Here is a 7,905-nt window from a genome sequence, read left to right as displayed (position 1 = left end):
TTGAAAACTCCGAACTTGGGCAAGAAGTCCCTGACTGAGATCAAGGACGTGCTGGCCTCTCGTGGTCTTTCTCTCGGTATGCGCCTGGACAACTGGCCACCGGCAAGTCTTAAGAAGGACGACAAGGCCACAGCCTGATCGTCGTAATCACCGAACGTAAGTTTGGTAAGGAATTGAACCATGCGTCATCGTAAGAGTGGTCGTCACCTGAGCCGCACTAGCGCTCACCGCAAGGCCATGTTTCAAAACATGGCGGTGTCGCTGTTTGAGCACGAGCTGATCAAAACGACCCTGCCTAAGGCCAAGGAACTGCGTCGCGTAGCCGAGCCGCTGATTACCCTGGCTAAAGAAGATAGTTTGGCAAACCGCCGTTTGGCCTTCGACCGTACTCGTTCGAAAGCCATCGTTGGTAAGCTGTTCAACGACCTGGGCAAGCGCTACGCCACCCGTCAGGGCGGTTACCTGCGTATCCTCAAGTGCGGTTTCCGCGCTGGCGACAATGCTCCAATGGCTTATGTTGAGCTGGTTGACCGTCCGGTCGGCGGCGCAGCTGTAGACGCTGAGTAAGTCGTAGGTTGTAAGAAAAAACCGGGCCTTGGCCCGGTTTTTTTGTGTTTGAAATAAGTTACTCAATCGATGAGTGGAGGCAAAAAGTTTTTATCTATCGATAGCTGTTGCTTAATGAATTGGCTCCAATTAATAGCGCCTTTTAATCTCTCTCCAACGCCGGGCCACACCGGTTGAATACGATCAGGAGAGTGAAATGAGTCAGTCCCCCATCCTCACCACCGCTAGCGGCGCGCCCGTTGCAGATAACCAGAATTCCCGCTCTGCTGGCCCCCGTGGGCCGCTGATGCTCGATGACTTTCATTTGATTGAAAAACTTGCCCACTTCAACCGTGAAGTTATTCCTGAGCGCCGTGTCCACGCCAAGGGCTCTGGTGCCTACGGCACGTTTACCGTAACCCGGGACATTACCGCACTCAGTCACGCCAAGTTGTTTGAGTCCATTGGTAAGCAAACGCCGATCTTCCTACGCTTCTCTACCGTAGGTGGTGAGCGTGGCTCCGCTGACACTGAGCGCGACCCCCGCGGCTTCGCGTTGAAGTTCTATACCGAGGAAGGCAACTGGGATGTGGTGGGCAACAACACGCCTGTGTTTTTCATTCGAGACCCACTGAAATTCCCTGATTTCATTCACACGCAAAAGCGTCTGCCGCAGAGCAATCTGAAAAGTGCGCAGATGATGTGGGACTTCTGGTCGCTGTCGCCAGAGTCGCTTCACCAGGTCACCATTCTGTTTTCTGATCGCGGAATTCCCGATGGCTACCGCTTTATGCACGGCTTCGGTAGCCACACGTTCAGCCTGATCAATGCTCAAGGTGAGCGCCACTGGGTCAAGTGGCACTACAAGACGCAGCAAGGCATTAAAAACCTCGCTCCGGCTGAGGCGGCACGCTTGGCGGGTATTGATCCCGATTACGCGCAGCGTGATCTATTTGGGGCTATCGAGCGCGGTGAGTTTCCGAAATGGCGCGTATGCGTTCAGGTGATGAGCGAGCAGCAGGCCGCAGCCCATGCAGAGAATCCTTTTGACGTTACCAAAACCTGGTCGCAGAAGGACTATCCGCTAATCGAAGTGGGCGAGATCGAGCTCAACCGCAACCCACAAAACTATTTTGCCGAAGTGGAGCAGGCAACGTTTGCGCCCAGTAACCAAGTACCAGGCGTGGGTCTGTCGCCAGATCGTATGCTGCAGGGCCGCGTATTTGCCTACGCCGATGCCCATCGCTACCGCGTTGGCACCAACCACCAGCAACTGCCGGTCAATGCGCCGAAATCGCCGGTGCAAAACTACCAGCGCGATGGCTCCATGCGTTTTGACGGCAATGGCGGCGCAGCGCCTCACTACGAGCCCAACAGCTATGCTGAGGCGCCCAAGCAAGCCCCGCAGTACCGCGAACCAGCTTTGTCGCTAGAAGGCGCAGCCGATCGCTACGATCACCGCGCAGACAACGACTACTACAGCCAGGCCGGTGCGCTGTTCCGTCTAATGAGTGATGAGCAACGCGCGTTACTCATCAGCAACATCGCCGGTGCTATGCAGGGTGTTACTCAGGACGTGCAACTTCGTCAACTTGCGCACTTCAGCAAGGCAGACGCTGCTTACGGTCGCGGTATCGCCAAGGCCTTGGGTTTTAATCTGGAGTAAAGTCTGCAGCAGAAAAAAAGGCGCCCATACAGGGGCGCCTTTTTTATTGCCGCAATGAGAGGCGAGCCATTACTCCAGGCTGAACCCCAGCTGCCGCCAGCCCTCGTATACCGCTACAGCCACGGTGTTGGACAGGTTCAAACTGCGGCAGCCCGGGCGCATAGGCAGACGCAGGCGCTGTTCGGCAGGCAGGGCGTCCAGCACGTCGCCAGGTAGGCCACGACTCTCCGGGCCAAACAATAGGGCGTCGCCTTGGGCAAAGCTCGCCTCGTGGAACGGCCTTGAGGCTTTGGTGGTAAAGGCGAACAAGCGCGGTTGGCCAAGGCTTTCAAGGCAGCTGTCCAGGTCGCTGTGGCGCGTCAGCGTGGCGTACTCGTGGTAATCCAGTCCGGCGCGACGCAGGCGTTTGTCGTCGAGTTCGAAGCCGATCGGCTCGATCAGGTGCAGACTGCAACCGCTATTGGCGCAGAGCCTGATAATGTTGCCGGTATTGGGGGGGATTTCCGGTTGAAACAAAATCACGTGAAACATGCACGACTCCGACTTGAGGGCGTCGAGGATTCTACCCTCGCAGAGCCCGATCCGCGGCCAAAATTGTTCCCGCGCTTTCTCGCCTCTATTGCGCTGTTCTTTTTTCTTGTAGGGATGATGATTGGCCGTCTTCAAGACCCGGCTCCGGTCATGCTCGATGACATTCAGATCACTGCCGACGGTATGCAGTTGCTGTTCGATTCCGAACCAAAAGTGACCGCCGAGCACGTGGATGGTGCGCTGGTCATGCGCATTGATGCCGAGGGAAGTTCGCGTCAGGGCCAGCTGCAATTGGACGGTAGAAACGTCAACTGGCGGGTTTTGCGCAGTAAGGGAGGGTTGCTGGTGAACTTTGTCGCGGCCCGTCCGCTGCGTGGCCAGTGGCACGGCGCAGCGGAGGGTGGACGTTGGCGGCTGGTGATCAGCCTGGGTGCGGAAGATTAACCGCTGAATAAAAAAGGGGAATCCCCGGCCTGCCTGTACCAAGGTCCCCGAAAACTGGGGGTGTTGCTTTAAGCGTGTTGCGTGGTTCGTGTTGCGTACTTAACACTATGCAGAGGCTGTGCCAGTTTTGTTTCAGCCATAAAAAAAGCGAGCTCGGGGCTCGCTTTTTTTATGGCGGTAGGGGCGGAAAGCTTAGCCTTCATCCTCCTCATCGTCGCCGCCGTCGATCTTCATGCCCAGCTCTTTTATCTTACGAGTCAAGGTGTTACGACCCCAGCCTAGCAGCACAGCGGCGTCGCGGCGGCGTCCTGCGGTGTGCTTGAGGGCGGTTTCGATCATGATTCGTTCGAAGGTCGGAACCGCAGTATCGAGCAAGCTGGACTGGCCGCGAGCAAGCGCCTGATCGGCCCATTGGCGCAAAGCCTGCTCCCAATTGGTCGCCGGAGCACTGTCTTGGGGCTGAGTGAGCAATTCTGGGGGCAGGTCGTCGATATGCACTTCGCGACCGGACGCCATCACCGTGATCCAGCGGCAGGTGTTTTCCAACTGGCGCACGTTGCCCGGCCACGGCAAGTTCTTTAGATAATCCTCTGTCTCAACTTTCAGCAGCTTCGGCTCCACCGCCAGCTCTTGAGCGGCACGGGCCAGGAAGTGGCGGGCGAGGGTGGGGATATCTTCGCGGCGATCGGACATGCGCGGAATATGAATGCGGATGACGTTAAGGCGGTGAAACAAGTCTTCACGGAACTTGCCGGCTTGCACCAGGTTTTCCAGGTTCTGGTGGGTGGCGGCGATGATGCGCACGTCGACCTTCACCGGCGTGTGGCCGCCGACGCGGTAGAACTCGCCATCTGCCAATACACGCAGCAGACGCGTTTGCGTGTCCGCCGGCATATCGCCGATTTCATCCAGGAACAACGTGCCGCCATCAGCTTGTTCAAAACGGCCGCGACGCTGATTGGCCGCGCCAGTGAAGGCGCCTTTCTCATGGCCAAACAGCTCGGATTCCATCAAGTCTTTCGGAATCGCCGCCATGTTCAGGGCAATAAAGGGCGAAGCCGCGCGAGGGCTGTGCCGATGCAGGGCATGGGCAACCAACTCTTTACCGGTACCGGACTCGCCGTTAATAAGCACGGTGATATTCGAGTGGCTTAAACGGCCAATCGCGCGAAACACCTCCTGCATCGCCGGCGCTTCGCCGATGATTTCCGGGGTGCGGGTTTGCTCCACCGGAATATGCAGGCCCTGCTGTTCCTGAGCGTGTTGGAATGCACGTTTTACTAGGGAAACGGCTTCATCGACGTCAAACGGTTTGGGCAGGTATTCGAACGCACCGCCTTGATAGGAGGCCACCGCGCTTTCCAGGTCGGAATGGGCGGTCATGATGATCACCGGCAAGCGTGGATACAGCTCGCGAATGCGCGCCAGCAGGTCGAGGCCACTGGCCCCCGGCATGCGGATATCCGAGATGATCACGTCCGGCTGCTGACGGCTAAGGCGGCTAAGCACGCCGTCGGCGCTGTCGAAGCTGGTGGTGGTCATGCCTTCTTGTTGCAGGGCTTTTTCCAGAACCCAACGGATGGAACGGTCGTCGTCGACAATCCAGACGGTTTCGCTGCGGCTCATGACGAAGTAGCTCCTTGTTCCAGCGGCAGAAAGATCGAAAACACGGTGTGGCCTGGATGGCTCTCGCATTCGATCAGTCCCTGATGCTGACTGATGATGTTCTGGGTAATAGCCAAGCCCAATCCGGTACCGTCCGGACGACCACTGACCATGGGATAGAAGATGGTTTCTTGAAGTTCAGCCGGAATGCCGGGGCCGTTGTCGATGATTTCGACTTTGGTCACCAGCCGATGGCGCGTGTGGGCAATGGTGAACTGGCGCAGGGTACGCGTGCGCAACATGATGCGGCCCTGGCGGAACTCGTTCTGAGCACTAATGGCTTGCATGGCATTGCGCACAATATTGAGCACGGCCTGAATCATTTGCTCGCGGTCGATCAATACATCGGGAATGCTCGGGTCGTAATCGCGCACCAAGGTAATGCTGCCTTGGCTTTCGGCTTCAACCAGGCTGCTCACACGTTCAAGCACTTCGTGCACGTTGGTCATGGCCAGCGACGGTAGCTTGTTGGAGCCGAGCATACGGTCGACCAGATTACGCAGGCGGTCGGCCTCTTCAATGATGACGTTGGTGTAATCCTTAAGGCTCTCTTCGGGCAGCTCCCGGGCGAGCAACTGGGCTGCCCCGCGAATGCCGCCCAGCGGGTTCTTTATTTCGTGGGCCAAGCCGCGCACCAGCATTTTGGTGGTTTCTTGCTTGGACAACTGCGCCTCTTCCTTGGTGATACGCAGCAGGCGATCACGGGGATGAACTTCGAGCAATAGCAGGGTGGTGCCACGATTGAGAATCGGGGTAACGGCGTAGTCGACGGTCAGCGTCTGCCCAGTCAAGGCAATCAACACCGCTTCGCGCTTATTAAAGGGGTGGGCTTCTTCGACGGCTTGGCGCAGAGAGGCCAGCGCTTCGGGCGATTCGGTAAACAACTCACTGATGAATTGGCCATGGCTGCGCTGGCCGCTGACAGCCAGAAGCATCTCCGCCGCCGGGTTCATGTACTCAAGGCGCAGTTCGGCATTGAGCAGCAGAGTGGCGGTGGTCAAGTTGTCCAGCAGCAGGCGGTGCAGGGCGTCGTTTATGGTCATCTATGGGATCCCGAGAATGGGACTGAAAATGCAAAAACCAAACCAAAGCCCCGAAAAGACGCGCGATAAGCGCCTAAACGGTGAATTTGGCTCGTTTTACTGCACTGCTGGTCGTCCCGTGCGAACCAAAACAGGGAGAGCATAGAATTTGGTGCGCTGCAAAGCACCATATTGGTGCTTTGCCAGAGAGGTTAGATGAAGGGGACAAACGGAATGTCGCTTTCTTCTTCCGGTTTGTCTTTGATCGGGCATTCCGGGCGCACGCCGTAATCGTCTTTTTGGCACGGGTTTACCCGGCGTTTGCTATCCAGCGAAATGCGCAGGATATGCACTGGCTGGCTAGGGGTGCGCTCAATGGTGCGCCCAGAGGCATCGATGATTTCCGCCGCCAGCTGATGGGTGCCGCGATCCAGGTTAGTAAGTGGAAAAACCGGGCTGCGGCTCGGCGCGCCGACCACGTTGCCGTCCAGCAGCAGCCGGTAATTGTGGCCGGCCATAAGCACCGGGTCGCTGGTGAGGGTCACGATGAGATTGCCCGAAGAGCCTTCCTGAATCGCCGCATCCGGCTCTGGCACCAATATGCGCAGCAGCTGATAGGCCGGCTTCTCGGCAGAGGCGGCCGGTGCGGTTAGTTTCACTGTGGGCGGCGCAGTCTGGTTCATGCCATTGGTGGGGGCGATTTCGACTTTCTTGGCATTACCCCGCGGTTGATCGGTAAAAACCCGATTGCCGTCGCTATCAATGTACGTATACACATCGGCCGCAGCGGGAAGGCCCAGCAACATCAGGCAGAGCAGAGCAAATCGCATGTTTAGTTGGCTGGCTTAGGTTTTGGAGTAGGGGCCGGCTTTGGAATCGGCGGGCGTGCAGGGCTGTTGGTGCTGATGCGTTGAATGGTGAACGTTACCGTGGGGCTCTGTTGAATCAGGCGGTCGCCGCTAAATGCTTGCACCGACAGGCTGTGCTCGCCGCGCTCAATGTTGCTCAGGGGAAATTCAACGCTGTTGGTGCGGCCGCCATAGGGTTGGCCATCAAGGAGCAATTGCAGGCTGTCGCCAATACGCAATTGCGGGGCGATGCGCACGCCAACGGAGAAGTTGCCGTTGTTGGCGCGTAGCGCTTCTTCATCCGGCACGTTGCTGATCTCCAGCATGCTGTACACCTGTTCCGTAGAGGATTTGCTCTGCGAGTTGCCCGGCATCGTCGGTGCGGGCGGCGGTGCAACGGTGTTCACCGGGGGCAAATTGACCTGTTCGGCGTTAGTGCCTTGAGGTGGCTGATTGGTGAAAACGGTGTTGCCGTTGGCGTCGGTATATTTGTAAATCTCGGCGCTGGCCGGCAGGGCCAGAACAGCTAGCAGGCAGGAAGCGATCAGGCGCATGGCAGAGGTTCCGTGAAGTGTGTGCTAAGCCTTGCACTGCAGCGCCGCGCTGGCAAGTTTGTGCCGTTATTGCTGTGCGCGGTAACAAAAAGTAGGCGATAAAAAACGCCTCCACAACGGGAGGCGCCAAGGCACAGATACTCTGCGACGTCGCCCTACTTGGCTATTTCTGTCAGGGGAGTCATTGGCACGCCTGCGTAGAAGACGATCAATTCCGCTGGCTGTTCGCCGGTCACGCCGCGATGAATGATTCCGACCGTTTCCGCCAGTGTGTCGCCCTGCTTGATTACCCGTTTCTGCCCAGGCTTTCTGGTCTCGACGGTAAGCTCACCGGCAAGCATATACGCAGCATTTGGAATGGGGTGGGTGTGCCAGTTGAGCACGCTATGGGGCGGGATCTTGATTTTTACCACGGTGAGTTCGGGTCGGCCGCGGGGGTAGGTGGTGTAGGGCGTTCCGTCCCAAGAGGCGGTGCTCTTCATTAACACTTCGGATTGGATACCTGGCGTCGCCTTTGGATGGGCACAACCGCTTGGCCAGAGGAGGGCAAGTGCGGCAGCTGCAATTTTCCAGAAAGACATGGCAAGACTCCGACTTAACAGGGGGGGGCAGTCGGATATTCGCCAATT

General features: G+C 57.6%; 9 protein-coding genes and 1 pseudogene. 4 read left to right on the top strand and 6 right to left on the bottom strand.

Annotation, left to right across the window (positions count from 1 at the left end; genetic code table 11):
* From AAAB16_RS17250 to AAAB16_RS17240, 3 genes and pseudogenes are all read left to right on the top strand, one after another.
* A pseudogene (locus AAAB16_RS17250) lies at nucleotides 1-138 on the top strand (DNA-directed RNA polymerase subunit alpha); the annotation flags it as partial.
* 42 nt (nucleotides 139-180) lie between these two features.
* Nucleotides 181-567: a 50S ribosomal protein L17 gene (gene rplQ, locus AAAB16_RS17245; protein ID WP_108096517.1), complete on the top strand. Its 387-nt coding sequence runs from the start codon at nucleotides 181-183 to the stop codon at nucleotides 565-567.
* A gap of 196 nt (nucleotides 568-763) precedes the next feature.
* The gene (locus AAAB16_RS17240) at nucleotides 764-2,212 is read left to right on the top strand and encodes a catalase (RefSeq protein WP_340664425.1); all 1,449 of its coding nucleotides are present in this window, start codon (nucleotides 764-766) and stop codon (nucleotides 2,210-2,212) included.
* 69 nt (nucleotides 2,213-2,281) lie between these two features.
* Here the strand turns inward: AAAB16_RS17240 and AAAB16_RS17235 are convergent, their stop codons facing one another.
* A complete protein-coding gene (locus tag AAAB16_RS17235; protein WP_340664424.1) occupies nucleotides 2,282-2,743 on the bottom strand; it encodes a tRNA (cytidine(34)-2'-O)-methyltransferase in 462 nt (153 codons plus the stop codon).
* Here AAAB16_RS17235 and AAAB16_RS17230 point away from each other — a divergent pair.
* Entirely contained in the window at nucleotides 2,720-3,187 is a 468-nt protein-coding gene (locus AAAB16_RS17230; RefSeq protein ID WP_340664423.1) for a hypothetical protein, read from the top strand. The two genes, AAAB16_RS17235 and AAAB16_RS17230, sit on opposite strands and share 24 nt — an antisense overlap.
* A gap of 192 nt (nucleotides 3,188-3,379) precedes the next feature.
* On the opposite strand, the gene ntrC is transcribed toward AAAB16_RS17230, so the two are convergent.
* From ntrC to AAAB16_RS17205, 5 genes are all read right to left on the bottom strand, one after another.
* Nucleotides 3,380-4,813: a nitrogen regulation protein NR(I) gene (ntrC, locus tag AAAB16_RS17225; RefSeq protein ID WP_340664422.1), complete on the bottom strand. Its 1,434-nt coding sequence runs from the start codon at nucleotides 4,811-4,813 to the stop codon at nucleotides 3,380-3,382.
* The gene (gene glnL, locus AAAB16_RS17220; protein ID WP_110618221.1) at nucleotides 4,810-5,895 is read right to left on the bottom strand and encodes a nitrogen regulation protein NR(II); all 1,086 of its coding nucleotides are present in this window, start codon (nucleotides 5,893-5,895) and stop codon (nucleotides 4,810-4,812) included. Before glnL ends, ntrC begins: the two co-directional genes overlap by 4 nt.
* A 191-nt stretch (nucleotides 5,896-6,086) precedes the next feature.
* A complete protein-coding gene (locus AAAB16_RS17215) occupies nucleotides 6,087-6,704 on the bottom strand; it encodes a DUF4124 domain-containing protein (protein ID WP_340664421.1) in 618 nt (205 codons plus the stop codon).
* Nucleotides 6,705-6,706: 2 nt separating this feature from the next.
* Entirely contained in the window at nucleotides 6,707-7,276 is a 570-nt protein-coding gene (locus AAAB16_RS17210; RefSeq protein ID WP_340664420.1) for a DUF4124 domain-containing protein, read from the bottom strand.
* Between the two features lie 155 nt (nucleotides 7,277-7,431).
* Complete coding sequence (locus tag AAAB16_RS17205; protein WP_340664419.1) at nucleotides 7,432-7,857, bottom strand: cupin domain-containing protein; 426 nt, start codon at nucleotides 7,855-7,857, stop codon at nucleotides 7,432-7,434.
* Nucleotides 7,858-7,905 lie beyond the last annotated feature (48 nt).

This window comes from Pseudomonas sp., assembly GCF_037994325.1.
Lineage (GTDB): Bacteria > Pseudomonadota > Gammaproteobacteria > Pseudomonadales > Pseudomonadaceae > Aquipseudomonas.
Note: the sequence above shows the minus strand (reverse complement) of the source record. Positions and strands in the feature narration are given on the sequence as shown.

Excerpts from the sequence above, each read along its gene's own strand:
- rplQ (WP_108096517.1), top strand. The coding sequence starts at position 181 with ATGCGTCATCGTAAGAGTGGTCGTCACCTGAGCCGCACTAGCGCTCAC.
- AAAB16_RS17240 (WP_340664425.1), top strand. The coding sequence starts at position 764 with ATGAGTCAGTCCCCCATCCTCACCACCGCTAGCGGCGCGCCCGTTGCA.
- AAAB16_RS17235 (WP_340664424.1), bottom strand. The coding sequence starts at position 2,743 with ATGTTTCACGTGATTTTGTTTCAACCGGAAATCCCCCCCAATACCGGC.
- ntrC (WP_340664422.1), bottom strand. The coding sequence starts at position 4,813 with ATGAGCCGCAGCGAAACCGTCTGGATTGTCGACGACGACCGTTCCATC.
- glnL (WP_110618221.1), bottom strand. The coding sequence starts at position 5,895 with ATGACCATAAACGACGCCCTGCACCGCCTGCTGCTGGACAACTTGACC.
- AAAB16_RS17215 (WP_340664421.1), bottom strand. The coding sequence starts at position 6,704 with ATGCGATTTGCTCTGCTCTGCCTGATGTTGCTGGGCCTTCCCGCTGCG.
- AAAB16_RS17210 (WP_340664420.1), bottom strand. The coding sequence starts at position 7,276 with ATGCGCCTGATCGCTTCCTGCCTGCTAGCTGTTCTGGCCCTGCCGGCC.
- AAAB16_RS17205 (WP_340664419.1), bottom strand. The coding sequence starts at position 7,857 with ATGTCTTTCTGGAAAATTGCAGCTGCCGCACTTGCCCTCCTCTGGCCA.